The sequence below is a fragment of the Rhizobium sp. CAU 1783 genome, assembly GCF_054551725.1.
On record NZ_JBTOLM010000003.1, the window covers coordinates 378278 to 405021 of the forward strand.

At 62.8% G+C, this 26744-nt stretch carries 26 protein-coding genes and 1 tRNA gene; 14 read left to right on the plus strand and 13 right to left on the minus strand.

The window, feature by feature from the left end; all coding sequences use genetic code 11:
- Nucleotides 1–44: 44 nt before the first annotated feature.
- A complete protein-coding gene (locus ACX93L_RS15595; protein ID WP_459405671.1) occupies nucleotides 45–1604 on the plus strand; it encodes a peptidoglycan DD-metalloendopeptidase family protein in 1560 nt (519 codons plus the stop codon).
- Nucleotides 1605–1662: 58 nt separating this feature from the next.
- On the opposite strand, the gene ACX93L_RS15600 is transcribed toward ACX93L_RS15595, so the two are convergent.
- Nucleotides 1663–2535 (minus strand): ATP-binding protein, encoded by an 873-nt coding sequence (locus tag ACX93L_RS15600; RefSeq protein ID WP_459405672.1) that lies wholly within the window; start codon nucleotides 2533–2535, stop codon nucleotides 1663–1665.
- A gap of 212 nt (nucleotides 2536–2747) precedes the next feature.
- Here ACX93L_RS15600 and yajC point away from each other — a divergent pair, with 212 nt between their 5' ends.
- From yajC to ACX93L_RS15625, 5 genes are all read left to right on the plus strand, one after another.
- Entirely contained in the window at nucleotides 2748–3098 is a 351-nt protein-coding gene (gene yajC / locus ACX93L_RS15605; protein ID WP_169588467.1) for a preprotein translocase subunit YajC, read from the plus strand.
- Between the two features lie 66 nt (nucleotides 3099–3164).
- Nucleotides 3165–5717 carry a protein translocase subunit SecDF gene (gene secDF, locus ACX93L_RS15610; RefSeq protein WP_459405673.1) on the plus strand — a complete coding sequence of 851 codons (2553 nt, stop codon included), beginning with the start codon at nucleotides 3165–3167 and terminating at the stop codon, nucleotides 5715–5717.
- 2 nt (nucleotides 5718–5719) lie between these two features.
- On the plus strand, nucleotides 5720–6121 hold the full coding sequence (locus tag ACX93L_RS15615; protein ID WP_459405674.1) for an Mth938-like domain-containing protein: 402 nt from the start codon (nucleotides 5720–5722) through the stop codon (nucleotides 6119–6121).
- Nucleotides 6122–6137: 16 nt separating this feature from the next.
- Complete coding sequence (locus ACX93L_RS15620) at nucleotides 6138–6992, plus strand: phytoene/squalene synthase family protein (RefSeq protein WP_459405675.1); 855 nt, start codon at nucleotides 6138–6140, stop codon at nucleotides 6990–6992.
- 81 nt (nucleotides 6993–7073) lie between these two features.
- Nucleotides 7074–7535 (plus strand): hypothetical protein, encoded by a 462-nt coding sequence (locus ACX93L_RS15625; protein WP_459405676.1) that lies wholly within the window; start codon nucleotides 7074–7076, stop codon nucleotides 7533–7535.
- Between the two features lie 34 nt (nucleotides 7536–7569).
- Here ACX93L_RS15625 and trmFO read toward each other — a convergent pair whose 3' ends face one another.
- The 3 genes from trmFO to ACX93L_RS15640 form a co-directional block, all read right to left on the minus strand.
- Nucleotides 7570–8979: a methylenetetrahydrofolate--tRNA-(uracil(54)-C(5))-methyltransferase (FADH(2)-oxidizing) TrmFO gene (trmFO, locus tag ACX93L_RS15630; protein ID WP_459405677.1), complete on the minus strand. Its 1410-nt coding sequence runs from the start codon at nucleotides 8977–8979 to the stop codon at nucleotides 7570–7572.
- A gap of 149 nt (nucleotides 8980–9128) precedes the next feature.
- Nucleotides 9129–9272, minus strand: a complete 144-nt coding sequence (locus ACX93L_RS15635) for a DUF1127 domain-containing protein (RefSeq protein WP_169588455.1) — start codon at nucleotides 9270–9272, stop codon at nucleotides 9129–9131.
- A gap of 260 nt (nucleotides 9273–9532) precedes the next feature.
- Nucleotides 9533–9679 (minus strand): DUF1127 domain-containing protein, encoded by a 147-nt coding sequence (locus ACX93L_RS15640; RefSeq protein ID WP_115670237.1) that lies wholly within the window; start codon nucleotides 9677–9679, stop codon nucleotides 9533–9535.
- A gap of 674 nt (nucleotides 9680–10353) precedes the next feature.
- Here ACX93L_RS15640 and ACX93L_RS15645 point away from each other — a divergent pair.
- From ACX93L_RS15645 to tig, 4 genes are all read left to right on the plus strand, one after another.
- Complete coding sequence (locus ACX93L_RS15645; RefSeq protein WP_459405678.1) at nucleotides 10354–11457, plus strand: DUF2157 domain-containing protein; 1104 nt, start codon at nucleotides 10354–10356, stop codon at nucleotides 11455–11457.
- Nucleotides 11454–12050 (plus strand): GDYXXLXY domain-containing protein, encoded by a 597-nt coding sequence (locus ACX93L_RS15650; RefSeq protein ID WP_459405679.1) that lies wholly within the window; start codon nucleotides 11454–11456, stop codon nucleotides 12048–12050. The genes ACX93L_RS15645 and ACX93L_RS15650 overlap by 4 nt, the downstream gene beginning before the upstream one ends.
- A gap of 164 nt (nucleotides 12051–12214) precedes the next feature.
- Nucleotides 12215–12299 (plus strand) — tRNA-Leu (locus ACX93L_RS15655).
- 186 nt (nucleotides 12300–12485) lie between these two features.
- Nucleotides 12486–13946: a trigger factor gene (gene tig / locus ACX93L_RS15660; RefSeq protein WP_459405680.1), complete on the plus strand. Its 1461-nt coding sequence runs from the start codon at nucleotides 12486–12488 to the stop codon at nucleotides 13944–13946.
- A 75-nt stretch (nucleotides 13947–14021) separates the two neighbouring features.
- On the opposite strand, the gene ACX93L_RS15665 is transcribed toward tig, so the two are convergent.
- The 3 genes from ACX93L_RS15665 to ACX93L_RS15675 form a co-directional block, all read right to left on the minus strand.
- A complete protein-coding gene (locus ACX93L_RS15665) occupies nucleotides 14022–14822 on the minus strand; it encodes an endonuclease/exonuclease/phosphatase family protein (RefSeq protein WP_459405681.1) in 801 nt (266 codons plus the stop codon).
- Nucleotides 14823–15017: 195 nt separating this feature from the next.
- Nucleotides 15018–15779, minus strand: a complete 762-nt coding sequence (locus ACX93L_RS15670; protein WP_459405682.1) for a class II aldolase/adducin family protein — start codon at nucleotides 15777–15779, stop codon at nucleotides 15018–15020.
- Nucleotides 15776–16912, minus strand: a complete 1137-nt coding sequence (locus ACX93L_RS15675) for a TauD/TfdA family dioxygenase (RefSeq protein WP_459405683.1) — start codon at nucleotides 16910–16912, stop codon at nucleotides 15776–15778. Before ACX93L_RS15675 ends, ACX93L_RS15670 begins: the two co-directional genes overlap by 4 nt.
- 134 nt (nucleotides 16913–17046) lie before the next feature.
- Here ACX93L_RS15675 and ACX93L_RS15680 point away from each other — a divergent pair, with 134 nt between their 5' ends.
- On the plus strand, nucleotides 17047–17967 hold the full coding sequence (locus ACX93L_RS15680) for a LysR substrate-binding domain-containing protein (protein ID WP_459405684.1): 921 nt from the start codon (nucleotides 17047–17049) through the stop codon (nucleotides 17965–17967).
- Between the two features lie 42 nt (nucleotides 17968–18009).
- On the opposite strand, the gene ACX93L_RS15685 is transcribed toward ACX93L_RS15680, so the two are convergent.
- Nucleotides 18010–19014 (minus strand): LacI family DNA-binding transcriptional regulator, encoded by a 1005-nt coding sequence (locus tag ACX93L_RS15685; protein WP_459405685.1) that lies wholly within the window; start codon nucleotides 19012–19014, stop codon nucleotides 18010–18012.
- Nucleotides 19015–19216: 202 nt separating this feature from the next.
- On the opposite strand from ACX93L_RS15685, the gene ACX93L_RS15690 reads away from it, so the two are divergent.
- Genes ACX93L_RS15690 through ACX93L_RS15700 form a run of 3 tightly spaced genes read left to right on the plus strand, consistent with a single transcriptional unit; the run spans nucleotide 19217 to nucleotide 22294 of the window.
- Nucleotides 19217–20131 (plus strand): sugar phosphate isomerase/epimerase family protein, encoded by a 915-nt coding sequence (locus tag ACX93L_RS15690; RefSeq protein ID WP_459405686.1) that lies wholly within the window; start codon nucleotides 19217–19219, stop codon nucleotides 20129–20131.
- Between the two features lie 59 nt (nucleotides 20132–20190).
- Complete coding sequence (locus ACX93L_RS15695) at nucleotides 20191–21114, plus strand: TIM barrel protein (protein WP_459405687.1); 924 nt, start codon at nucleotides 20191–20193, stop codon at nucleotides 21112–21114.
- 16 nt (nucleotides 21115–21130) lie between these two features.
- On the plus strand, nucleotides 21131–22294 hold the full coding sequence (locus ACX93L_RS15700) for a Gfo/Idh/MocA family protein (RefSeq protein WP_459405688.1): 1164 nt from the start codon (nucleotides 21131–21133) through the stop codon (nucleotides 22292–22294).
- Between the two features lie 4 nt (nucleotides 22295–22298).
- On the opposite strand, the gene sthA is transcribed toward ACX93L_RS15700, so the two are convergent.
- The 5 genes from sthA to ACX93L_RS15725 all read right to left on the minus strand — a co-directional run bounded on the left by sthA (nucleotide 22299) and on the right by ACX93L_RS15725 (nucleotide 26697).
- Nucleotides 22299–23702, minus strand: a complete 1404-nt coding sequence (sthA, locus tag ACX93L_RS15705; protein WP_459405689.1) for a Si-specific NAD(P)(+) transhydrogenase — start codon at nucleotides 23700–23702, stop codon at nucleotides 22299–22301.
- Between the two features lie 127 nt (nucleotides 23703–23829).
- Nucleotides 23830–24684, minus strand: a complete 855-nt coding sequence (gene radC / locus ACX93L_RS15710; protein ID WP_459405690.1) for a RadC family protein — start codon at nucleotides 24682–24684, stop codon at nucleotides 23830–23832.
- A gap of 3 nt (nucleotides 24685–24687) precedes the next feature.
- Nucleotides 24688–25524: a type I methionyl aminopeptidase gene (gene map / locus ACX93L_RS15715; protein WP_169588429.1), complete on the minus strand. Its 837-nt coding sequence runs from the start codon at nucleotides 25522–25524 to the stop codon at nucleotides 24688–24690.
- 40 nt (nucleotides 25525–25564) lie between these two features.
- Nucleotides 25565–26284 carry a DNA/RNA nuclease SfsA gene (gene sfsA / locus ACX93L_RS15720; protein WP_459405691.1) on the minus strand — a complete coding sequence of 240 codons (720 nt, stop codon included), beginning with the start codon at nucleotides 26282–26284 and terminating at the stop codon, nucleotides 25565–25567.
- Nucleotides 26281–26697, minus strand: a complete 417-nt coding sequence (locus tag ACX93L_RS15725; RefSeq protein WP_459405692.1) for a winged helix-turn-helix transcriptional regulator — start codon at nucleotides 26695–26697, stop codon at nucleotides 26281–26283. Before ACX93L_RS15725 ends, sfsA begins: the two co-directional genes overlap by 4 nt.
- Nucleotides 26698–26744 lie beyond the last annotated feature (47 nt).

The window sequence follows — 26744 nt, forward strand, 5'->3', positions numbered from 1 at the left end:
TTTAATCATAGCCACATCAAGTTGCGTAATATGTGGGTCGAGTTATGCGTAAGAGTGTATCGCCGAAATCCGGAATGCCCGTCGCCCGTATCCTTGTGGCGATGTTGCTCGCAAGCGCTGCCACCGGCTGCAGCTCTGACGCCTCGCGCTTCAGCTCCGTATTCTCCACTGACAATATATCCACCGCGTCCATTCCGCGGCGCAGTGTCGTGGAGCAGCCGGTCCCGTCCGCCACGATCGGTGGTGGCCAGGTCGCGAGCCAGTCGGACTACACCAATCGCCAGCAGGCGATGAATCAGCCCTATCCGAGCCAGCCGGGCTATCAGCCGTCGTCGGTTGCCCGCGGTGCCGCAACCCCGGTTTCCGTGCAGCGCGCCGAGCTCGCTGCCCCGACCGGTGCCAGGCCTGCAACAGACAAGGCCGCCGAACGCGCCGCCGCCCTGGCACAGCCGTTCCCGGCTGCTCCGTCCGGCCAGCAGGCCGCCGCCCTGGCGCGCCCGACGGCTGGGGATGATCTGACGACCGGTTCCACCGCTACGCAGAATGGCTGGTCAACCGGCAAGGCCGCTGCCCGCGTCACGCTTCGTCCGGGTGAGACGATCGCGAGCCTTTCGAAGCGCTACGGTGTGCCGGAGCGCGAAATCCTCAAAGCCAACGGCCTTACTCATTCTTCCGATGCGGCGGCCGGCCAGCTGGTTATCATCCCGAATCTTTCCGGCCAGACCAATGCTGCTCGGGCCGCGGCCAATGCCTCCGGCCTTCCGGATGGCAGCGGCAAGCCGATGCTGCCACAGTCGCCGGAACAGAACGTCGCCGTCCTGCCGACGGTCCCGACCTCGCGTGACAAGTCGCAGGCTCCGGCCTCCAGCGCGACCGGCAAGGCGGTTGCCGGGGCAGGCGAGGGTGCGGCTCCGGGCACCTATGTCGTGAAGCCCGGCGATTCGCTCAACAAGATCGCCAAGGCGACCGGCACGCCGATCGACAAGCTCAAGGCTGCGAATGGACTGACGTCCGCGAACATCCGCGTCGGCCAGGCCCTCAAGATCCCCGCTGGTGGCTCTGCCGCCCAGACGGCCTCCGCCCCGGCGACCGATCCGCTCAAGACTGCCACGATCCCGGCCGCCAAGAGCGACAAGGCCCCCGCAGGCTACAAGGCGCCGGCCGCAACCCAGTCGGTGAGCGAAGTCGCCTCCGTCGACACCAAAGAATCGGCACCGGAAGCAACTGGAATTGGCAAGTATCGCTGGCCGGTCCGCGGCGCGGTTGTCGCTGGCTACGGCGCCAATGTCGAAGGAAAGCGCAATGACGGCATCGATATCTCGGTCCCCGCCGGCACTCCGGTCAAGGCTGCCGAAAATGGTGTGGTCATCTACGCCGGCAACGGCTTGAAGGAACTTGGTAACACCGTTCTGGTTCGCCACGACGACGGTACCGTCACGGTTTACGGTCATGCCGATGCGCTTTCGGTTCAGCGCGGCCAGAAGGTCCAGCGCGGCCAGCAGCTCGCCACCTCCGGCATGAGCGGCAACGTCAAGCGCCCGATGCTCCACTTCGAGGTCCGCAAGGATGCGACCCCGGTCAACCCGATGACTTTCCTGGAATAGGTATTGCGTCCCAGGCAAGCGACGAAAAGGCCCGGAAACCCCGGGCCTTTTCTCGTTTTCAGGCGCGGTTCATCGAGATTCGGAGGCGACCGGCAAGGTCCTGGATATACTGCCAGGCCACGCGGCCCGACCGGCCCCCACGTGTGGTCGCCCATTCCAGCGCTTCTGCATGCAGGCTTTCACGGTCAAGTGGGAGCTCGAAATGCGCGGCGTAGCCGTCGATCATCGCAAGATAGTCGTCCTGGCTGCATTTGTGGAAGCCGAGCCAGAGCCCGAAGCGATCCGACAGCGAGACCTTTTCCTCGACTGCTTCCGACGGGTTGATCGCCGTCGACTGCTCGTTCTCCATCATGTGGCGGGGCAGAAGATGGCGGCGGTTCGACGTGGCGTAGAACAAGACATTGTCCGGGCGACCTTCGACGCCCCCGTCGAGGGCCGCCTTCAGCGACTTGTAGGCGGTGTCGTCATGGTCGAAGGAGAGGTCGTCGCAGAAGACGATGACGCGCTGCGGCGTGTCCTTCAGGATGTCGAGAAGGACTGGCAGGGAGAAAATGTCTTCACGATGCACTTCGATGAGCTTCAGCGGCACGCCGGTCTGTGCGCGGACATCGGCATGGACCGCCTTGACCAGAGACGACTTGCCCATGCCGCGCGCGCCCCACAGCAGCACGTTGTTGGCCGGAAATCCTTCCGTGAAGCGGAGCGTGTTCTCATGCAGGATGTCGCGGACATGGTCCACGCCCCGGATGAGCGACAGCGCAACGCGATTCGGCCGCTTCACTGGCTGCAGATGCATGCGGGCCGGAGCCCAGACGAAGCAGTCGGACGCCGACCAGTCGTTTTCGATCGGTGCCGGTCCGGCAAGCCGCTCGACCGCCAGGGTCAGGCGGCGCAGTTCGGCGAGCAGTTGCGTGTTCAAGTCGTCGGACATCGATACCTCCTCGGCGCGCAAGAAATGCAGTCCGGACACGCGCCATTTTACCGGCGGGTAGCATGGCCTTTTGGCAGCCGAAAGGGTAAGAGGCTCTAAATCGGTACGCAGGCCCGCTGTTTCTGTTGCATTCAGGGCCTTCGTCACTATATTCCGGCGACCTGATGCGGGGGCAAGGCTGCCCGCTCACTTTGCAGTCTAGGGAGTTTTCCATGTTCGTTACGCAAGCCTTCGCCCAGGACGGCGCCGCAGCAGCTGGCGGTGCTTTCGGTTCTGGCCTAGAGATGCTGTTCCTTTTCGCGCCGCTGATGCTGATCTGGTACTTCCTCCTGATCCGCCCGCAGCGTCAGCAGATGAAGAAGCGCACCGAGACGCTTGCCGCAATCCGTCGCGGTGACCAGGTTGTCCTCGGTGGCGGCCTCGTCGGCAAGGTCAGCAAGGTGATCGATGACAACGAACTCGAAGTCGAACTCGCCGAAGGCGTGAAGGTCCGCGCGATGCGGAGCTACATTGCCGAAGTTCGCGTCAAGGGCGAGCCGGTCAAGACCGAAACCGCCGCTTGAGTGTTTCAGCGACCGGCATTGCCGGTCGCTTCTTTCTGATGGCCTTCATCTGAATTCGAGAGTTTCATGCTGTATAATTCGCGCTGGAAGACGATCTTCATTTGGCTCACCGTTTTTGTGAGCATGTTGGTGGCGTTGCCAAACCTCTTCAGCGACGAGCAGCTCGCGAAATTCCCGTCATGGCTTCCGACCAAGCAGGTGACCCTCGGTCTCGACCTGCAGGGCGGCTCGCACATCATGCTGAAGATCGAGCGGGCCGATATCGTCAAGGAACGGCTCGAAACGACTGTGGGTGATATTCGCGCCACCCTGCGTGACGCCGGCGTCCGCTACACCGGCCTGTCCGGCGTAGGCCAACAGGTGCAGGTCCGCATCACGGATGCCGACAAGGTCGAGGCCGCCAAGGAAGCGCTCTCCAGCCTGACACAGCCGGTCAGCGCCGGCGGCCTGACGGGCGGCACGATCCAGGAGATCACGCTTCAGGAAGACGGAACGCTTTTGCGCTTCAACCTGACCGACGCGGGCATCGACTACCGTTCGTCCTCGGCACTCACCCAGTCTATGGAAGTCGTACGTCGCCGCGTCGACGAACTCGGCACCACCGAGCCCATGATCCAGCGCCAAGGGACCGATCGCATCATCGTGCAGGTCCCGGGCCTCCAGGATCCGCAACGCCTGAAGTCGCTGCTGAACCAGACCGCCAAGCTCTCCTTCCACATGGTGGATGCGAGCATGCCGGTGACGGAAGCGATCAACGGCCGCCCGCCGGCTTCCTCGGAAGTTCTCTATTCGCAGGACGACCCCGCCGTTCCCTATCTCGTCGAGAAGCGCGCGCTTGTTTCCGGCGAAAATCTGGTGGACGCGCAGGCAAGCTTCAATCAGCAGACAAACGAACCGGTCGTCACCTTCCGTTTCGATAGCAAAGGCGCCCAGCGCTTTGCCCAGGCAACGCAGGAAAATGTCGGCCGCCCCTTCGCCATCGTCCTCGACGATCAGGTGATCTCGGCTCCGGTCATCCGCGAGCCGATCATCGGCGGTTCGGGTCAGATCTCCGGTAACTTCTCGGTCGAGGGCGCAAACGACCTTGCCGTCCTGCTTCGTGCCGGTGCTCTGCCCGCCACCTTGACCGTCGTCGAGGAGCGCACGGTCGGTCCGGGCCTCGGCCAGGACTCGATCAATGCCGGTATCTTCGCAAGCGGCATCGGTGCGATCTTCGTCGTCGTCTTTATGCTCGGCTTCTACGGCACCTTCGGCGTGATGGCCAATATTGCGCTCGCCGCCAACGTGGTGATGATCCTTGCCGTCCTGTCACTGATCGGCTCCACGCTGACCTTGCCTGGCATCGCGGGTATCGTCTTGACCATGGGCATGGCGGTGGACTCCAACGTTCTCGTCTACGAGCGTATTCGTGAAGAGGTGAAGAGCGGGAGGTCCCTGGTCCAGTCGATCGAGACGGGTTTCAACAAGGCCTTCGCGACGATCGTGGATGCCAACCTGACGACGCTGATCGCGGCGCTTGTGCTGTTCTTCCTCGGCTCCGGTCCGGTTCGCGGCTTCGCCGTGACGCTCGCCGTCGGTATTGTCACCACCGTCTTCACCGCTTTCACCATGACCCGCTGGCTGATGGCTGTCTGGTTCCGCTGGCGCCGCCCGAAGCACTTGCCCAAGGGTATTCGCACCGGCATCTTCGATACTCAGAACATCCGCTTCATGGCGATCCGGCGCTACACGTTCGCTGTCGCCGGCGCATTGTCTCTCGCCTCGCTGATCGCCTTCACCACCGTCGGCCTCAATCTCGGCATCGACTTCCAGGGCGGTTCGATCATCGAGGTCAAGGCCCGCAGCGGCGCCGCCGACATCGCCGACATCCGCGACCGCTTGAGCGAGCTCAATCTTGGCGAAGTGCAGGCCCAGGGCTTCGGCGATCCGTCGAGCGTGCTGATCCGCATCCAGGCCCAGGAGGGTGGAGAGAATGCCGAACAATCGGCGATCACCATGGTGCGCGGCGAGCTCGAGGATGCCTATGAGTTCCGCCGCGTCGAGGTGGTCGGTCCGGCCGTTTCGGGAGAACTGACCCAGACAGCGACGATCGGTGTCGCCGTGTCGCTGCTCTTCATCCTGATCTACATCTGGTTCCGCTTCGAATGGCAGTTCGCCCTCGGCTCGATCATCGCGACGCTTCACGACGTCATCCTGACGCTCGGCCTGTTCGTGCTGCTCGGCATCGAGTTCAACCTCACCAGTATCGCGGCGATCCTGACCATCATCGGCTATTCGCTGAACGACACGGTCGTCGTTTACGACCGAATGCGTGAAAACCTCAGACGCTACAAGAAGATGCCGCTCGATGTGCTGATCGACACTTCGATCAACCAGACGCTGTCGCGTACGGTTCTGACCGGTTCGACGACGCTGTTGGCCCTCGTCGCGCTCTATCTCTTCGGTGGAGAGGTCATTGCGTCGTTCACACTTGCCATGCTCTTCGGCGTTCTCGTCGGCACTTTCTCGTCGATCTACATCGCCGCGCCGATCCTGATCGCCTTCAAGCTCCGTCCGGATGCCTTCCAGAAGGAAGAGACGGAAGCGGCGCGTCCGGTATCCGGCAAGGTGGAGGCCTGAGCATGGCGCTCGGGCCGTCCGGCAATGGTATCGTCGTTCGGCAGGCCCATTTTCCGGGCCGGGCTCCGATAGATGCCTATGGCGACGGCGGTTTTCGTTTTGCTGACATGTCGCATCGCGGTTCTCTCCTGCTTCTGCCCTCCGGCATCTACGGATGGGACATGGAGGAGGGGGCAGCGCTGACGGTCGACAAGTTCCTCCGGGTGCTTGACGATTCCGTCGGCATAGAGGTGCTTCTCGTCGGCACGGGCAGGCAATTGCATCCGATCCCGGCCGAATTGAAGGCAGCGCTCAAGGCCAAGGGCATCGCCAGCGATCCGATGGGCACAGGTGCGGCGGTTAGAACCTATAACATCATGCTTGCCGAGCAGCGGGCGGTTGCCGCCGCCCTGATCGCCGTGTGAAACCGGGATACGGGTCTTGAGCGAAGCCTTGACTGCAAACCAGCATCTGGCGCTTTCCGGCCTGCGCGACACGGACCGCGACCGCTATCTCGCCTGCCTGCTCACGCCGGCGGAGAAGCGCGGCGCGGTTGCCGCGCTTTATGCCATCAATGCTGAACTCGCCCGTGTCCGCGACGTCGTGCGCGAGCCGCTGCCGGGCGAGGTGAGGCTGCAATACTGGCGCGATCTCATCGCTGGCGCCGCCCATGGTTCGACCGAGGCGAACCCGATTGCCGCGGCGCTTCTGGAGACCATCCGTGCGCACCGGTTACCGACGGCACCGCTCGTTTCCATGATCGACGCGCGGGTGTTCGACCTCTACGACGATCCGATCGAGACGACGGCGATGTTCGAGGGCTATGCCGGAGAAACGGCTGCGGCGCTCATCCAGCTGGTGAGCCTCGTTCTCGATCCCGGCGCGGCCGCAAGCTCCGCCACGATCGCCGGTCATGCCGGCGTGGCTCAGGCAATCGCGGGCGCCATCCTGCTGATGCCGGTTCACCGTGCCCGCGGACAGGTCTACCTGCCGCTTGAGATTCTCTCCGCCACCGGCCTCGACCGCGAGAGCTTCCTGGCCGGAGAGGACCGAAACCGGATTTCTGCGGCCGTCGAGGCTTTTGCCGGGCTGGGACGTGATCATCTCGCAAAGGCGCGTGCGGCCGGTCCGATCCCCAAGATCCTCGTGCCCGCCTTCCTCCCGGTCGTGCTTTCCGAGGCAGTGCTCGTCGCAGCGGGGAAACATGGATCGGCTGTGTTCGACAGCTCGCCGAGGCCGGCCCAATGGCGCCGTCAGTTGAAGCTCCTCGGAGCGGCGATAACCGGCCGGGTCTGACCGCCGCCAAATTCGCGCAAGCCTCGTATACTAGAAATGTCCGGAGGGCCGGGTTGGGCCGATCCCCATGGGAGATAGAGTGTGGCTGCGATCACTTGGGCGCTGATTTTCGGACTGGTTGTTGTGTTCGCCTATTTCTCGACGCGCATTGCCAAGCGCTCGAACGAGGAAGGCCTGTACGACACCGGTCTCGCCATCGTCGAATTTGGCCGCGCCTTCCCCAACGAAGCCATTCGCAGCCTGCATGTCACCGCGGACGGCCGTGCCGTGTTTGTGCGCCTGCATGACAACAAGGCCGGCTTCATGCGCAACATGCGCAGCCACTATGCCTGCCATCTGATCGAACCCGGCACCGTCCGGGTGCGCCAGTCGGCGAACGGTCGGGGCTTTGTTATCGAATTTCTCGACGCACCCTTCCACAATGGGGAATACACGTTCGCAAGCCCGGCGGAAGCTGCCGAGGTTTCGCTGTGGCTGCTCGGAAACTATGTGAGCAATGCGGAGCGCGACTTCGCCGGCGCTCCGCCGCAGCCCAGCGCCTGACAGGCATCGGCGCGTCGTCAGGCGAGGTAACCGTTCAGGCGAGGTCGAGCCAGGTCCGGCAATCGGCTAGCGCCCGTTCGGCCATCAGCTGGCGCTTCATGATCGTCTTGTCCTTGCCGCGGAAGCGCTTGATACCCTCCGGCTTGACGATCGAACCGGGAGCAAGTTCCGGGAACAGTCCGAAATTGATGTTCATCGGCTGGAAGGAGCGTTTGCCCGGCTCCTCGTCACTGACGAGGTGGCCGCCGGTGATGTGGTTGAGGAGCGAGCCGAGTGCCGTCGTTGCAGGCGGCAGGCGGACGTCCTCGCCCTTGCTCTCGGCTGCGGCGAAGCGGCCGGCGAGAAGGCCGATCGATGCGCTCTCGACATACCCTTCGCAACCGGTGATCTGGCCGGCGAAACGAAGGCCCGGCCGGCTCTTGAGCTGCAGCGACCGGTCGAGCAGCACCGGGGAATTGATGTAGGTGTTGCGGTGCAGGCCGCCCAGGCGGGCGAATTCCGCGTTCTCCAGGCCGGGGATCATCTTGAAGATCTCCGACTGCGCGCCGTAGCGCAGCTTCGTCTGGAAACCGACCATGTTGTAGAGGGTACCAAGCGCGTTGTCCTGCCTGAGCTGCACGACCGCATAGGCCTTGACCGTCGGATTATGCGCGTTGGTCAGACCCATCGGCTTCATCGGTCCATGGCGCAAAGTCTCGCGGCCCCGTTCGGCCATGACTTCGATCGGCAGGCAGCCGTCGAAATAGGGGGTGCCTTCCCATTCCTTGAAGCCGACGGTGTCGCCGGCAATCAGGGCGTCGATGAAGGCATTGTACTGAGCCTCGTCCATCGGGCAGTTGATGTAGTCCTTGCCCGTGCCGCCCGGCCCGACCTTGTCGTAGCGGGACTGGTACCAGCAGACATCCATGTTGATCGAATCGCGATGGATGATCGGGGCGATGGCGTCGAAGAAGGCGAGCGCATCCTCGCCGGTTTCGGCGCGAATGGATTCGGCAAGATCCGGCGATGTCAGCGGGCCGGTCGCGATGACGGAAAGGCCCCATTCCTTCGGCGGAAGCCCCGTCACTTCCTCGCGGACCACGGTGATCAGCGGATGACCGTCGATGGCCGCGCTGACGGCATCGGAAAAGCCGTCGCGGTCGACCGCAAGCGCGCCGCCGGCCGGGACCTGATGCTTGTCGGCGCAGGCCATGATCAGCGAACCGGCGAGGCGCATTTCCGCATGGATCACGCCGACCGCATTCGATGTCGCGTCGTCCGACCGGAACGAATTCGAGCAGACGAGCTCGGCAAGGCCGTCGGTCTTGTGCGCATCCGTGCCGCGCACGCCGCGCATCTCGTGGAGGATGACCGGGACGCCGGCCTGTGCGATCTGCCAGGCGGCTTCCGAACCGGCGAGCCCGCCGCCGACAACGTGGATGGGGGATGTGGAGATTTTCGTCATGGGCGGCTCATTAGCATGAGCAGGCCCGCCGGCCAATCATTTATGGCACCCGTCGGCCCGGCGAGAGGGGCGGGATCGTTACGCGTGGCCGGAATCAAAAACGGCACCCTAAGGTGCCGTTTCCGAACTTTGCTGCTCGACGTCCGCGATTAGCGGAAGGAGCGCGAAGCGATGTTGCGGATTTCGTAACGGGTGATGCCGATGTCGGAGAGGGCCTGGTTGGACAGGTTGCCCAGTTCGGCCAGCGTGCGGCGGTAGCTCATCCAGTTCTTTGCAATGCGGATCGGGTTCATGGTCGTTTCCTCGGGTCAAATCTTGTGCGCCGATCTTGTGGTTCTCTCCACATCAGCGATTGACCGCTTTATACGCTCGTAAAACAAGATTGTGCAGTGCAAATAATGAGCGACTGCTATGCAAATGTGCAGGGGTCTGGCGATTGTTTGGGCGAAGCTCAAAAAGCGGGCATTCGGTGAAAGGCAGGGCGTTTGCCGTGGTCACAACGAAAAAGGCCTCCCGGAGGGGAGGCCTTTAAGAAGGTCTAAGCTGAACCGGATCAACCGGCGACAGCATGCCGTGCAACGCGGCGGATGTCTTCGCGGCCGATGCCGAGGTCACGAAGTTCGCGGTCCGACATGCGGCCGAGTTCGGTGACGGTCTGACGGTACTTGCGCCAGTTGTTGAGCGAGCGAGCGATGTTCATGGTCTTGCCTCTTTCTTTCCGCGGCAACCTGGGAGGTGGTGCCTGCCTGAATTCGATAATCGTAATATATGCTGCGGTGCGAAAAACTTGTAGTGATGATCTCGTATGACACCTATGCGAGCTACGCATGGGGTGATGGTTAACCCGTGGTAAACTGACGCAATTTGCGGCAGTCGCCTGATCGTCGAGCGGGTGTCTGCGCGGCATGTGTGCAGCGCGCAAGATCAGCTCCGGGTGGCGAAGAGGAGGCGTTCGTCGGGGATGACTTGGCGGGAGGTCAAAAAAAATAACGCTCACCGGGGGAGGAGGATCCGGTGAGCGTCATTTTGGGAGACCAACGACTGGGAGGAGGAGTGTCGTCGGTCAGTTCGACCCTGCACTGGGAGGAGGAGTGTGCAGGCTCGAAGCTCTATGTGGCGGAAGCCGCCTGAAGCCAAAACAAATTCATTTCGTTCCGGCTTCGTTGGATCCGACTATAGCGAAATCAGCGATCTTGTGCAGTGCAATATCATCATGGAAGCCATGCGCCTTTTGCATGGGCGCCCGGAACTTGACGAAAAACGGGTCTATCCAGCTGACCTCATTGTCTTTTCTGCGCACTCGGATCAAGAATGTCGCCGATGAAAGGCCGGTGCGCGTCCTTTGGCCGCGTCGGATGAGGGGAGTGGGCATTTATGTATCGGGGCAGACTGAAACGGGACCTGGAAATCTGGGTCGAGAAACGCCTGATAGATCAGACGGTTGCCGATGCGCTGCTTAAGGATGTCGATTCGCGTCGGTCCTCGTTCAGCATCGGCGGCGTGCTGATGGTGCTGGCCGCGGTGTTGATCGCCGCCTCGATCCTGTTGCTCGTCGCCGCCAACTGGGAGGCCATCCCGCGGCTCGTTAAGGTTGGCGGCATCATTGCCCTCATATGGGTCTTCTACCTTCTGGCTGCGGTGATGTTCTCTCGGGGTGCCGATCGGCTGGCCGGGGCTTTGCTCCTACTCGGTGCAGCGAGCTTCGGGGGGGCGATCGCGCTCATCGGCCAACTCTACCACCTCTCGGGCGATGCCTTTGACGCCATGCTGCTGTGGTTCGCCATGACGGCGCTCTCTGCCGCCGCCTTCCGCTCGCAGGCGCTGACCATCATGGCCGGGCTGCTTTCCTTCGCGGTTGCTGCTGCTTTCCTTGACCAGTTCGACGCGGAGTGGCACGGGCTCTATTCTTGGTGGCCTATCCTGGCCGGCGTGGTGATTGGCGCGCTCAGCGTCTGGACGGGCGCCGACCGCGCCCGCCATTGCATCTATCTGTTGTTCATCGGCTGGTTCTGCTGGATCTATTCGCTGTCGACCGACATCGAGGTGGCGATTGCCTTCGTCATTGCCGGTTCGTTTGCCTTCGTTGTTGCGACTCTGCCGGTCTCTCCGGTCGCCGTGTTCCTGCGCCGTCATGAACCCGCCTTCGCCTTCTATGCTTTGGTGCTCGCCCTGATCGGTCTCGCACTCCTCCACACGGAGTGGCAGGAAGGTCTGCCGCTCGCCGTTCTGGCGGTGACGACCATTGCGCTTTCCCTCGTCGCGCTGGCGCTCGAGGGGCGGGACAACGGCGCCGTGCGCTTCCTGGCCTATGGCGCCTTTGCCGTCGAGGTTCTCTATCTGTCCTACGTGACCATCGATTCCATTCTCGGCACGTCGACCTTCTTCCTGCTGGCCGGCCTCGTCGTGGCCGTACTGGCGGGCATTGTCGTCAAGCTCGAGAAACTGTTTGCCAAGCGTGCAGGGGAGACGACGCCATGACCAATCAAGCTGCCCGACCCGGCGCCCTTCGTTATCTGGCCATCGCTCTTGGGCTTGTCATCCTTCAGACGGGTATTCTCGGCTGGATGATCGAGTCGCGGGCAAGCGTCCTGCGCTCCGGCACTGAGATCTTGCTCAAGACCGCACCGGTCGACCCGCGTGATCTGTTCCGAGGCGACTATGTGATCCTGTCCTATGACGTGTCGGCGATCCCCGCGGCGCTGGTGACCGGGCAACGTCCGGCCGAGAGCGGCTGGCAGACCATGCAGGTCCGGCTAAAGCCCGGCACGGACGGATTCTGGACCGTGGCGGAAGCGTCCTTCGGCGAGTTGGCGCCCGCCGAGGGTAGCGTCGTTCTCACCACCCAGCGCTTTCGCTACTACGCGATGCCGGATGCCGCCGACAACGGCGAGCTGCGTGTCGACTACGGAATCGAGCGCTATTACGTGCCGGAAGGCGAGGGCCGCGACATCGAGATGGCCCGCAACGAAGGCGCGCTGACGGTCGCGGCCCGGGTCGGTTCGAACGGCAAGGCTCAGATCCGTGAACTCCGGATGGACGGCAAGGCCCTCTATGCGGAACCGCTCTACTGAAGCCTTGGCCGCAATGCCGAAGCGCGGCGACAAGTCACTCGGAGATTCCCGCCGGACGGCGCGGGATGGCTGTCATTTTTCCTTTGCGTGAGGGAAAACGGGTGATATAGAGACGCGCGCTCCGGAGGGGGCATGCGCAAGGGCTGCATGCGTTTTCTTGGGACGCGGGTATGGTGAAATTGGTAGACACGCCAGATTTAGGTTCTGGTGCCGCAAGGCGTGGGAGTTCAAGTCTCTCTACCCGCACCAGATTGCCGAGCGGGTCGGTGCGAGACGGACCGGGTGACCATCCCGCCACTCCTTTCACCGTTTTGCCAGGCAGAATGCTTGAGGATTGCGACGCAGCCACGTCCGGGAACAATTGAGATTCCGGCGTCGTGCTCAGTGAAACAACCGGCTGTCCGAGCACGGCCGCCACGACATGAAGGTAAGAAGATGCAGGTTATCGAAACGCTCGCTGAAGGGCTGAAGCGCGAAATCAAGGTCGTCATTCCGGCCAAGGACATGGAAGCTCGCATGAACGAGCGCCTGGCCGACGCCAAGGACAAGGTCCGCATCAACGGTTTCCGTCCGGGCAAGGTGCCGGTCGGCCACCTGAAGAAGATGTATGGCAAGTCCATCATGGCCGAGCTGGTCAACGAGATCATCCGCGAAAAGCCGAGCGCGATCCTGTCGGAGCGCGGCGAAAAGTCGGCGACCCAGCCGGAAATCGCCATGACCGAGGACGAGGCCGAAGCCGAGAAGATCCTGTCCGCGCAGGCTGACCTCGAATTCAGCTTCTCCTACGAGATCATTCCGGCGATCGAACTGAAGCCGGTCGACGGCATCAAGGTCGTCCGCGAAGTCGTCGAAGTGTCGGACGAGGAAGTCAACGAGCAGATCGAGAAGATCGCCGAAAGCGCCCGTTCCTACGAAACGAAGAAGGGCAAGGCCGCTGAAGGCGACCGCGTCACCATGGACTACCTCGGCAAGGTCGACGGCGTCGCCTTCGACGGCGGCAAGGACGAGGATGCCGAACTGGTCATCGGTTCGAACCGCTTCATCCCGGGCTTCGAAGACCAGCTGGTCGGCCTCAAGGCTGGCGACGAAAAGGTCATCACCGTGACCTTCCCGGCTGACTACCCGGCTGCAAACCTGGCCGGCAAGGAAGCCACCTTCGACATCACCGTCAAGGACGTTGCAGCCCCGGCTGCCGTTGAAATCAACGACGAACTCGCTTCGAAGCTCGGCGTCGAATCGGTCGAGAAGCTGAAGGAAATCGTTCGCGGCCAGATCGAAAGCCAGTACGGCAACGTCACCCGCCAGAAGGTCAAGCGTCAGATCCTCGACCAGCTGGACGCTCTCTACAAGTTCGATAGCCCGTCCAAGCTCGTCGATGCCGAGTTCGACAACATCTGGCGCCAGATCAACACCGATCTCGCCCAGTCCGGCAAGACCTTCGCTGACGAAGACACCACCGAAGAAGAAGCCCGCAACGAGTACCGCACGCTCGCCGAGCGCCGCGTCCGTCTCGGCCTCGTCCTCTCGGAAATCGGCGAAAAGGCCGGCGTCGAAGTGTCGGACGACGAAATGCAGCGCGCGCTCTTCGCCCAGCTGCAGCAGTTCCCGGGCCAGGAGAAGCAGATCCTCGACTTCTTCCGCAACACCCCCGGCGCTTCCGCTTCGCTCCGCGCTCCGATCTTCGAAGAGAAGGTCATCGACAAGCTGCTCTCCGAAATCTCCGTGACCGACAAGAAGGTCTCCAAGGACGAGCTGCTCGCTGACGACGAGGACGGCGAAGACAAGCCGGCGAAGAAGGCATCCGCCAAGAAGAAGGCCGCTGCTGAAGGCGAAGAGGCCGCACCGAAGAAGAAGGCTGCTCCGAAGAAGAAGGCCGCCGAAGGCGACGCCGAATAATCTTCGAAGGAAGATCGCATACGATAAGGCCGCCCACCGGGCGGCCTTTTTGCGTGATGGCCTGCCGGCGGCGCCTCAGAATTCCATAAGCAGCGGGCAGTGGTCGGAGACTTCGGGCGTCCGGACCACGTCGAAGCGCTTCACGTCGATATCCGCCGTCACCAGCATGTAGTCGGCGAAACGGCCCTCCTTCTTGTAGAACGAGGTACGGGTATCCCGGTGGCCGCGCGACGTGATCAGGTCCACCAGGCCGAGTGTGCCCAGCGTCTGGAACGTCGCGCTCCCCGGCAGGACATTGAAGTCGCCGCAGACGACGAGCGGTTCGTCGGGTCGCCAGACGCGTTCGATCAACGTCTTGAAGGCCGCCGCCTGATGCGCCCGGGCAGGCGTGTCGTCCTTTCCGACTGTGTCGCGTAAGCCGTGGATCTGGGCAACGCTGAACGGGCGGCCGGCCTCGTAGTCGAACAGCCGGATGCAATGGGCATTGCGTGATCGCGGATGGGCCCCGAATCCGTCGGAAGAGAAGGAGCCGTGGACGAAATCCATCGCCTGGCCGATGACCGGCAGGGAACTCCGCACGAAGGTCGCCAGCCCGAATTCCTGCCAGCAACGGGCCTCTCCGTCGAACAGTTCGCCGCGCGCGGTGGGACAGAAGAAGCCGTCATGTCCGGGCAAAGCGGCCCCGATCTCATCGAACAGATTGGCACGCTGCTGAAGTTCCACGCCGTGGTCGCGATAGACGAGCCATTCCGACCGGCTGGACGGTGCGCGCGGTACCTCCTGAAGGCAGTAGATGTCGGCATCGGCCTTCACGAGATAATCCATCAGCGCCGCATGCAGCATGCCGCCCCAGACATTGAGTGATAGGATTCTCATCGTCTTTCTGCCTCCAACCCTTTCGCCTTTGATAGTGTCGGCGGGATTGAACACGCAATGGCTCCGCTCCGCCAGAGCGTTTGGAGTCCCGAATCATAAAACCCGCCGAGGGGATCGGCGGGTCTTTTCAGATCTTTAGGCGTCCTCTGGGGGCCACGCTTCCGACGCGAACATGTGCCGTCAACGGTTGTCCCGTCAGTCCCTGTAGGACGGGTCCTTCTTGTCGAGTGTTGATTTCAGATAGTCGAAATGGGCGTAGGACATGCCGCGATAGGCGTGCCAGCCTTCCGCCGTCTTCTGTGCGACTTCGTCGGAAAGCACGTTGAGCGGCTGGCCGGAGGCATAGGCGAGCATCATGGTGGTCGCCGCCTTCTCGAAGAAGTAGAGATCCTCGAAGGCTTCCGCCACTGTGTCGCCAGAGCACGAGACGCCGTGATTGCCCATGAGCAGGGTCTTGTGGTTGCCGAGAGACCGGGCGAGGCGCAGGCCTTCCTCGGCCTCGTCGGCAATCCCTCCGAAGCCGAGGTCGATGCCGACGCCGCCGTAGAAGCGGGCCGTGTTGTTGTCGAGCGGCTTGAGCGACGGATCCTTCAGTGTCGACAGCGCCGTCGAATAGGGCGGATGGCAATGCAGCAGGACCCGCACGGACGGCCGCTCGCGATGGATCGTGCCGTGCACGGTCCAGGCCGACGGATCGGGCGCATCCGGCCGCTTCATCACGTCCGGATCGTCCGCGTCGAGGAGCAGCAGGTCGCTCGCCTTGATCGAGCCGAAATGCTTCCACTTCGGGTTCATCAGGAACTTCTTGCCGTCGGCCGATATGGCGGCGCTGAAGTGGTTGCTGACCGATTCGTGCCATCCGAACTCGACGGTCAGCCGGAAGGCGGCCGCGAGGTCGACGCGGAGCTGCTGCACCTCGTCGCCGGTGAGGTCGCGGGAATGCACCTGCATGTTCATTTGAACCGTCCTTCGGTCGTCAGGGCCCGATAGGTCGACCGCATTTCCTCGCGGTCGGCATAGCAGCCGCGCAGGTAGCGGTCGCCGCTGGTGGCGGAGTAGGCGAGGCGCCCGTGCACGATGCGGTGATTGTCGAACACCATGCATTCACCGGCCTTCATCAGGAAGCGCATCATGTACTTGTCGTCCTGCAGCATCTTCCCGAAGCGGCAAAACGCCGGATAGTAGTCGTCGAGCACGGTCTGCGGCAGGTCGAAGATGTCGGCCATGTGCTGGCTGATCGTCAGGCCGGACACTTCCCCATGCTTGTCGAGTTCGATCACCCGCTGGCGCGAGCGCATGTCATAGGTGTCGTGTTCGCAATAGAAGGGAATGTCGATTTCCGACAGGAGCCGGAAGCCTTCCGGGTCGATCTTGCGGAAGTCGTTGGCGACCGCCACGCCGTCGGAATAGATGCTGAGACCGCCCTCGACCGAATTGGCGCGGCAGTGCAGGAACTGGATGCCCGGGGCATGCTCCTCCGCCGGCGTGTCGGTGTGCAGTTCGAGCGCCTTGGCCGTGTAGGCGGTGTTTGTCGGGTTGATATAGGTCCTGACGTCGAAGAACTCGCCGAAGAAGGTCGAGCGCACGTGCCCCATCAGCTTGACGGTTTCGGTCAGGCCTTCATTGCTGTCGGGCATGTCGGTGACGATGGTCAGACCCTCGACGATCATCGCCTTGATCCATTCGGCGACCTTTTCGGGGCTCTTCATCAGCTCCGGCTGCGAGAAGCGCGCAATGCTCGGGTAATGGTCGCTGAACCAGGCCTTGCGCGGCAGGTCGGCGGGATCCGGGCGGTGTGTCCCGTCCGCATAGTTTGCCAGCATGGTGAGCGGATACTGCGAAACGTGGTTTTCGTTGGCCCAGGAAACCACCAGTTTGTCGCCCTCGACAGTCGCATTGGCCGGCCGGGGCGGCTGGGACAGGTGGAAGATGTCGAACTGTCTCTCGCGGGTCGCGCTGTCGAACGAGGTCGGGCAGTTGTCGCGCAGCCAGTAGTAGTTGAAATAGGTCGCCCCGCGATCGGGCAGCTCGACCTCCAGGCCCTTTTCCTGCAGGGTGACGCGTGATGAATTGAGGACGCCGGTGTCCATGTGATTACCCTCTTTGATCTTATGTTCTGTTTCGGCATATGCTGGCTGCGAGGCCGATTTTTGAACGATAGAGCTGACGTTTGTTATTTCAAAGATCGAAAAGCCTTTGGTTAGTATAAGCTGAGAGTTATGAAATGGCCGAACGTATCCTGCCGCCCCTGCGCCTGCTGACTGTCTTCGAGGCGGTACTGCGCACCGGCAGTGTGCAGAAGGCGGCTAACCACCTCAATGTGACCCAGCCGGCGGTCAGTCAGGCCCTACGCTCGCTCGAGGATTTTGTCGGCCTGAAGCTGCTTGATCGAACCAGCCGGCCGGCGACGCTGACCGAGGCCGGCCGGATCCTGCAGGCCGGTGTCTCCGAGGGACTGGGGCGGATCGCCGAGGCCGTCGCGCAGATCCGCGCGCTGCAGAACGGGATCGAGAGCTCTGTGACGATCGCCTGCACCGTCGGCACCGCGACCTACTGGCTGATGCCGCGGCTTGCCGATTTCTACAATGCCCATCCCGACATCGCGGTGAACGTGATGACGACGATCGGCGGGCCCGAGATCCTCTCGGGTGTCGATCTGCTGATCCGCTACGGACGAGGCGAGTGGACAGACGGGGAGGTGGTGAAGCTGTTCGACGAAAAGGTCGTTCCGGTCTGCAGCCCGAAGCTCGCCGCGCAGCTCGAGGGCGAGGGTGGATTGCAGTCCGCGACGCTGCTCCATGTCCGCAGCGACGACAGGAGCTGGCTGACGTGGAAGGACTATCTCGATCTGAACGGGTTGCCGGAAAATCGCGTGCTGGGGCGCTACTTCACCAACTATGTTCAGGCCACCCAGGCCGCGCTGTCGGGCCAGGGGGTGATGCTGGGCTGGGAATCCAACACCGGCGATCTCGTTCGGGAAGGACGGCTCGTCGCGATCTGCGGGGCGCCGCTCCGCCCGAAGGAAGCCTTCTATTTGGTCATTCCCGAGCGCCGCGAGGCAAAGTCGGCGCGCCATGTGCTGATCGACTGGATCATCGGCCAGACGCGGGCCTCCGGGGTGCCGACGACGTCGCCGACTGACTGAGCGCGAAAGCGTTGTGCCGCGCCAACGTGCAGGGCCGGCGTGTTACAGGTTCTCCGCGGTCACGGTCAGGAAGCGGACCGGTTCGGCTGCAATCTCCACCTCGATCAGGCCGAGTTGCCTCAGCGTCAGATCGATTGAACGGCGCGCTTGGACCTCCGGCGCCTGGTCGATGACGATCGACATGGTCCCGTCGGCAAGGGCGCTGCGGGTCTGTTCGGTCAATTCGTGTCCCACCCAGAAGACCGGTCTGCGTCCGGCCTGGCGCAGGACCGAAGCGACGGCACGGTTGTCGCCGCCGGCGGTATAGACGCCGATGATCTCCGGATCCCGCTCGAGTGCCCGGCTCAGCAGTTCCATCGTCTTCATCTCGTCGTCGAAGTCGAACATCACCTCGGTGAAGTTCTGCCGATGGTCCTTGTGCGCTGCGAGATAGTCGGAGAAACCGCGCACCCGTTCCCGATGATTCTCGTAGGCGCCGCTGTGGCACAGGGCGACGAAGGACCCTGCCATTCCGGGCAGCATCCGCGCCATGAACAGCCCGGCGGTTCGGCCGGCCGCATAGTTATCGATGCCGACATAGGGCAGTTCCGGCGCCGGCCGCGTCATGATCTGCACCACCGGAATGCCGAGATCGGCGGCCGCCCGGATGCTCTGCACCACGTCGGGATGGTCGGGCGCCACGACGATCAGCGCCGAGCGATGCGCCTTCGGATGGGCGATGTGATGGGCGAATTCAGCGGGGTCGTTTTCGCGGGCAAACGTCCGGTGTACCGTGATGCTCTTGTCGAGCAACGCTGCGATCCGCTCGAAAGCCTGATTGAGGCGTGAATAGAAACTGGTCTCCGGCCGGACCAGGATCACCTCGATCCGCACGATCCCGCGATGCGCGTCGGGCAGGGCATGACGATAGCCGAGGCGCTTGGCCGCGAGCAGCACCTTTTCCGCCGTCGCGGGGCGGACGCCGCCACGTCCGTTGAGCACCCGCTCCACCGTCGCTGTGCCGACCGCTGCCGCCTCCGAGACGTCCTTCAACGTGATCCTTGCCATCCCATCCTCCTGCCTCTGCGAGAGGAGCACTGCCGGTCTGTCCGGTCAATGATCAAATTTGATCAACGTAGGATTGGCCGATGATGGCAAGGGCGGATTAGCCTGACAGCAATTCGGGAGGAGAACCGAAGCCCGACAATCGACCGAGCCAAGGAATGGATCCGCTGCCGCAACGGGCAGGGCGGATGACGGAGGAACACGGATGAAGATCGCACTCGACCCCCACATGCACCGCCATCTCGGCCTCAATGACCTTTGCCGGAAGGCCGCCGACCTCGGTTACGAATACATCGAGCTCTCGCCGCGCGACGATTTCCTTCCCTGGTGGGTGAGGCCGCGCGCCCACAAGGAGCGCATCGCCGAATTCAAGAAGGTCTTGAAGGACCATGGCGTGCAGCTCGCCTCGATCCTGCCGATGTATCGCTGGGCAAGCCCGCATGAGGACGAGCGACAGGCTGCCGTGCGCTACTGGAAGGAGGCGATCCGGATCTCTGCCGAAATGGGCTGCGACACGATGAATTCCGAATTCGGCCGCGGCCCGTCGCCGGATCGTGGCCACCGTTCCAGCTGCTGTGGCGGCATGCACAACCATGAACACAGCGAGGCGGCCTGGTGGCGCTCGATGGAGGAACTGGTCCCGGTCTTCGAAAAGGAGGGTGTCACCCTCAACATGGAGCCGCATCCGGAAGATTGGTGCGAGACGCTGCATCCGGCGATCGACATGCTGAAGACCATCGGCTCGAACAACGTCAGGTTCCTCTATTGCGCGCCGCATACCTTTTACTTCGGCGACGACATGGCGAAGATGATCCGCGATGCCGGCCCGCTGATCGCCCATGTGCACGTGGCCGATACCTATAACCACAGGGCGTCCTCCGGCCTGCGCTATATCATCAATCCGCCGGGCGCCAAGGTGACGATCCACCAGCACATGAACATGTACCAGGGCGAGATCGACTGGGATGTGTTCTTCTCGTCGCTCGCCGCGGTCGGCTTCGACGGCATCGTGACGGCCTGCGTCTTCGGCTGGGAGGACAAGGCCGACCAGTCGGGTCGCTTCATGCGCGCCGAGATCCAGAAATATGTCGACAAATACTGGGGCGCAAAGGGCGCGTGAGCGCCCGCACGCCGCAGCCGACATCAACGCTCGTCATCATTGGAACAGGAACCCGAACCGTGAGCATCACGATCACGACCGCCCCCTGCTGCTGGGGCGTGGACGACGTCCGCAATCCGAACCTTCCCGCCTGGGAACGCGTCTTCGACGAGGCCGCAGCCGCCGGTTATGGCGGGCTCGAACTTGGACCTTATGGCTATGTGCCGCTGGACAGCGCCCTGGTCGCGAAGGCGCTGTCCGACCGCGGTCTCTTCATCGTAGCCGGCACCATCTTCGACGATCTGGTCTCGCCGGCCAATCGCGACAACCTGGTGAGACAGACGCGCGAGATCTGCGCGGTGACGACGCAGCTGCCTCAGCCCGAGCGGGTGCCGGGGCAGCGCTTTGCCACGCCCTATCTCACGGTCATGGACTGGGGCCATGACGAGCGCGACTTTGCTGCCGGTCATTCCGATTGCGCGCCGCGCCTGTCGGACGAAGCCTGGGCCGGCATGGTCGACAACATCATGGCGATCGCCACCTGCGCCGGTGACGAGTTCGGCGTGCGCGCCGTCATCCATCCCCATGCTGGCGGCTATATCGAATTCGTCGACGAGATCCACAAGATCGCCCGAGACGTGCCGAATGAGGTCGCCGGTCTCTGCATCGACACCGGACACTGCTGGTATGCGGGTATGGACCCGATCGAGGTGTTGGAACGTTATGCCGACAGGCTAGACTACGTGCATTTCAAGGATATCGACAAGGCGGTCTTCGACCGGGTGATGGCGAAGGAGATCCGCTTCTTCGAGGCCTGCGCCGAAGGTGTCATGTGTCCTATTGGCCGCGGCGTCATCGACTATCCCGCAATCCGTCGGACGCTCGCGGCGATCGGCTATCACGGCTTCATCACGGTGGAGCAGGAGCGTGATCCGAGAAGCGTCGCCGGCAGCCTCGCGGACGTCAAGGCAAGCCGCGACTACCTGCGTTCCGTGGGTTTCTGACAGGGGAGGAAATACAATGACAAACACGAAAAGCAGCGCGATCCGCTGGGGCATGGTCGGCGGCGGCCGAGGCAGCCAGATCGGCTCCATCCACCGCTCGGCCGCCCTGCGCGACGATGTGTTCCGTCTGGTGGCAGGCGCTTTCGACATCGATCCTGAGCGGGGCCGGGCCTTCGCCGTCGATCTGGGGCTCGACGCGGAACGCGGTTATCCGGATTATCTTTCCATGTTCGCGGCGGAGGCAAAACGCCCTGACGGCATTCAGGCGGTCTCGATCGCCACGCCGAACAACACCCATTTCGCCATCTGCAAGGCAGCCCTGGAGCACGATCTGCACGTCGTCTGCGAAAAGCCGCTCTGCTTCACGGTGGCCGAGGCGGAGGAGCTCAAGCGCCTCTCCGAGGAGCGCGGCCGGATCGTCGGCGTGACCTATGGCTATGCCGGCCACCAGATGATCGAGCAGGCTCGGGTCATGGTGCGAAACGGCGATCTCGGCGAGATCCGAATCGTCAACCTTCAATTTGCCCACGGCTTTCATTCCGCTCCGGTGGAGGAACAGAACCCCTCGACGAAATGGCGGGTCGATCCGAAGTTCGCCGGGCCGAGCTATGTGCTGGGCGACATTGGCACGCACCCGCTTTATCTCTCCAAGGTGATCCTTCCGCACCTCAAGATCAAGCGGCTCTTGTGCACGCGCCAGAGCTTCGTCAGGAGCCGCGCCCCGCTCGAAGACAATGCCGTCACCCTGATGGAATACGACAACGGTGCAGTCGGGACAGTCTGGTCGAGCGCCGTCAATGCCGGCTCGATGCACGGCCAGAAGCTGCGCATCGTCGGCGAGAAGGCCAGCATCGAATGGTGGGACGAGCGGCCGAACCAGCTTTCCTATGAGATCCAGGGTGAGCCGGTGCGCATTCTCGAGCGCGGCATGGATTATCTCTATCCCGAGGCTAGGATCGACGACAGAATCGGTGGCGGCCACCCGGAAGGCCTGTTCGAGGCCTGGGCGAACCTCTACCGGCGTTTTGCATACGCCATAAACGGCAGGCGCGGTCTTGCGCCCGAGGGTATGGATAAGTTGACGTTTCCGGGTATCGATGCCGGTCTCGAAGGCGTTCGCTGGGTCGAAAACTGCGTCCGGTCAGCTGATGCCGGTGCCGTATGGGTGGACTACCACTAGGCGGTTATTCCTTCTTCAGTTCACCCATGCGGTTCCACGCGTCGAGGCCTGCGATCTTGTAGGCCTCGGCGAGCGTCGGGTAGTTGAAGGTATTCTCGACGAAATATTCGACGGTGCCCTTGAGGTTCAGCACGGCCTGTCCGATGTGGACAAGCTCGGTCGCCCCTTCGCCGACGATGTGGACGCCGAGCAGGCGCCGGGTCTTCAGCGAGAAGATCATCTTCAGGAGACCGCTGTCGAGCCCCATGATATGGCCGCGCGAAGTCTCGCGGAAATGGGCGACGCCGCATTCATAGGGAATGCCGCGCTGTTGGACTTCTTCCTCGGTGAGACCGCAGGTCGAGATCTCGGGAACGGCATAGATGCCGTAGGGGAAGTATTGCGGCGGCTCGTGAGCGGGTGCACCGACCGCGTGACGGGCGGCGATGCGGCCTTGTTCCATCGAGGTCGAGGCAAGGGAAGGGAAGCCGACCACGTCGCCGGCGGCGTAGATATTCGAAACAGCGGTCTGGAAGGTGTCCGGATTGACCTTGAGGCGGCCGCGATTGTCGGCCTCCAGCCCGCAGGCCTCGAGATTGAGGCTATCGGTGGCGCCGACCCGTCCGGCGGCGAACAGCACCATCTCCGCCACTATGGAACGGCCGTTCTGCAGCGTCACGCGACACTTGCCCGTCGGCTCCTTTTCGACCTTTTCGACAGTCTGGCCGAAGACCAGCTTCATGTTGCGGTCGCGCAGCTGGTAGGCGAAATCCTCGACGATCTCCTTGTCGAGGAAGTCGAGCATGGTGTCGCGCGGCTCGACGACGGTGACCGCAGTGTCAAGCGCGGAGAAGATCGTTGCATATTCGATGCCGATGACGCCGGCGCCGATGACCACCATCGAGCGCGGAACCTCCTTGATTTCGAGGATCTCGTCGCTGTCCAGGATAGCTTCGCCATCGAAGGGAATATGAGCAGGGCGGTAGGGCTTGGTGCCCACAGCCAGCAGGACCGCGTTGGCATGGACCCGGATCAGCTCGCCGTCGTCCTTCTCGACCTCCAGCGTATGCGGATCGATGAACCGCGCGGCACCCCGCAGTTGGGACACGCGATTGCGGGCGAACTGGTGCTCCAGGACGTCCACCTCGTGGTCCAGCGTGATCAGCAGCCGGCGGCGCAGGTCGTCGGCATTGATCTCCTGCTTGACGCGATAGCTTCGGCCGTAAAAGCCGCGCTCGCGCCATCCGGTCAGGTTGAGCGCCGTTTCGCGAAGCGTCTTGGAGGGGATGGTTCCGGTATGCACCGACACGCCGCCGACGCGCGTGCCCTTTTCGATCACCAGCACCTTCTTGCCGAGCTTGGCGGCCTGGATGGCAGCACGACGGCCTGCCGGTCCGCTGCCGACGACGACGAAATCATATTGGTTCATGCCGATGTCCCCGAATGACGCGCGCGAGAACCGCACACGCTGCAAGATGTCCCGGGGGCTAGATTAGCAGTCCATCCTAACCGTTTCGTTATCGATTCCGCATTGCGACATGGGCAGAAGCGACACGTCAGATCAGCCTGAGGCCTCTGAGACTCGCATGACCGTCCCGACCGATGATGATGTGGTCATGCACGGTGATGCCGAGGGGCTTCGCCGTGTCGACGATCATCTTGGTCATGTCGATGTCGGCCCGCGACGGTGTCGGGTCGCCGGAGGGGTGATTGTGGACCAGGATGATGGCGGTGGCCGACAGTTCCAGCGCCCGCTTCACCACCTCTCGCGGATAGACCGGCGTGTGGTCCACCGTGCCGCGGCCCTGAACCTCGTCGGCGATCAGGGCATTGCGCTTGTCGAGGAACAGGATGCGGAATTGTTCAGTCGATTCGTAGGCCATGGCGGTGTGGCAATAGTCGATCACCGAGGACCAGGACGACAGCACCTGCTTGCCGCGGATTTCGCTCTTCAGCATGCGCTGGGCGACGCTGGCGACCAGCTTCAGGTCGAGCGCGACGTTTTCTCCGACGCCCTTCACTTCCTGAAGCAGCGCCGGGTTGGCGCCGATCACGCCTGCCAGCGTGCCGAAACGGGCGATCAGCGCCTTGGCAATCGGCTTCGTGTCGCGGCGTGGGATCAGGCGGAAGAGGAGGAGTTCGAGGATCTCGTAGTCGGCGAGCGCGCTGTCGCCGCTGTCCCGAAAGCGGCTGCGCAGGCGGTCGCGATGGCCGTGGTAGTGGGTCTCGGGCGTTTCGGCCGTATCGCCGATCGCCGCCCGTTTCTTCAGTGCAGCGGTTTTGTTCGCCTGCTCGGCGAAGAAGCCGCGCTCGTCGTCGAACGTGGCTACTTCTCCTTCTCCCGGCCCCGACAGGTCGAAGGCGGGAGCGTCTTCGTTGTCGTGAGGGCCGGGAGAAGGAGGCTTTGCCATGGGTCAGCCTTTGAGCGGTGGCAGGCCGGGCCGGTCGAACCCGCCGGGCGAGAGGGTGAAGATCTCGCAGCCCGTCGCCGTCACGCCGACGGCGTGTTCGTACTGCGCGGTCAGCGAACGGTCGCGGGTTACCGCGGTCCAGCCGTCGGCGAGGACCTTCACATGCGGCTTGCCGAGATTGATCATCGGCTCGATGGTGAAGATCATGCCTTCCTTCAGTTCCGGCCCCTCGCTGGCGCGGCCGTAATGCAGGATGTTCGGGCTGTCATGAAACAGCTTGCCGACGCCGTGACCGCAGAAATCGCGCACCACGGAGCAACGCTCGGCTTCGGCATAGGTCTGGATCGCTTCGCCGATCGCGCCGGTGCGGGCGCCGGGCTTCACGGCGGCAATCCCGCGCAGCAGGCATTCATAGGTGACTTCGAGCAACCGTTCGGCCGCGCGCTTGATTTCGCCGACCGGATACATACGGCTCGAATCGCCGTGCCAGCCGTCGAGGACATAGGTCACGTCGATGTTGACGATATCGCCGTCACGCAGCGGCTTGTCATTCGGGATTCCGTGGCAGACAACGTGGTTGATCGAGGTGCAGACCGACTTGGTATAGCCGCGATAGTTCAGCGTGGCTGGCAGCGCGCCATTGTCCATGCCGAACTCGAAGACGAAGCGGTCGATGGCATCGGTGGTGACGCCGGGCTTCACCATCGGCACCAGTTCATCGAGACAGCGTGCCGTCAGTTGGCAGGCCTTGCGCATGCCTGCGAAGTCCTCGGGCCCATAGAGCCTGATTGCACCGGTATTCTTGAGCGGGGCGGAAGCCGCGTCGATATAGGTTACCATTCGTCCGCTTTCGGTCGATTGAACTGCTGTGTTTCCCCGTTCATAAAGCAGCGAGGCCGGGTTCGTCCATTGCGATCGGCCCGAGCGGCACAATTTCCGCGGGCGTGACCCTGCATTTGACCGCATAGGCCTCGACGCCGGCTGAAATTGCCGCGATAAAGCCTCGCGCATAGACGGGGTCGAGATCGCCGCAGATGCGCAAGGCCTCGCAATCCTCCCGCTGAACCAGATAGAGCATGACCGCCCTCTGGCCCGCGCGAACCACCTCGACGAGTTCGGTAAGATGCCGGGCGCCGCGGGCGGTGGCCGTGTCCGGGAACTCCGCTAGTCCGGTCTTCCGGGTGAAGTGGACGTTCTTCACCTCGACATAAGCCGCCGGTCGGTCGGGGCCGCTCAACAGGAAGTCGATCCGAGACCGGGTGCCATAACGTTGCTCACGGGCGATCGTCGGGTAGTCGGCGAGATCCGCTACGAGACCGGCCCGAATGGCTTCTTCCGCCAGCCTGTTGGCGAGTGCGGCATGGACCCCGACCACAGTGCCCGCCGTTTCGATGAGCTCGAAGGCATGGATATGCTTGCGGCTAGGGCTGTCATGTTCGGACAGCCATATCCGCGAGCCCGGCTCCGTCAGCCCCAGCATCGAGCCGGTATTGGGGCAAAAGCCCGTGATCTCGCGGCCGTCTTCGAGCACTGCGTCGAACAGGAAGCGTTTGTAGCGACGAACGAGCCGGGCAGGCACAAGGGGAGTGTCGAAAATCATCTGAAAGGGCTGGTCGGTTCGGTCTGCGGGGGAGGATTGTCCGGCGCGTCCGGCTTGTTTTCCGCCCAGGTGAGCAACGCATCGAGAGCCGGACATAAGGTCTGCCCCCAGTCCGTGAGGCAGTATTCCACACGCGGCGGTACCTGAGGATAGACGATGCGGCGAACGATGCCGTCCAATTCCAACTGGCGCAGCTGCTGGATCAGCATCTTTTGCGAGATCCCCGGAGTCTGGCGCTCCAGTTCGGAGAAGCGCAGCACTTTGCCGCCGAACAGGTGGAAGAGGATCACCAGCTTCCAGCGTCCCTCCAGCATGCGTAGGACATTTTCTACCCCCGCGGCTCCGGCACTGGGGGTCGGGTACCGATCCTTACTTTTAGGTGAGTACCTTACGTTTTTGTCTGTTCTTGTCATTTGCGCAGCGTATCGCCATCTTGTTTTCCGAGCAAGCGCGCGGGCTC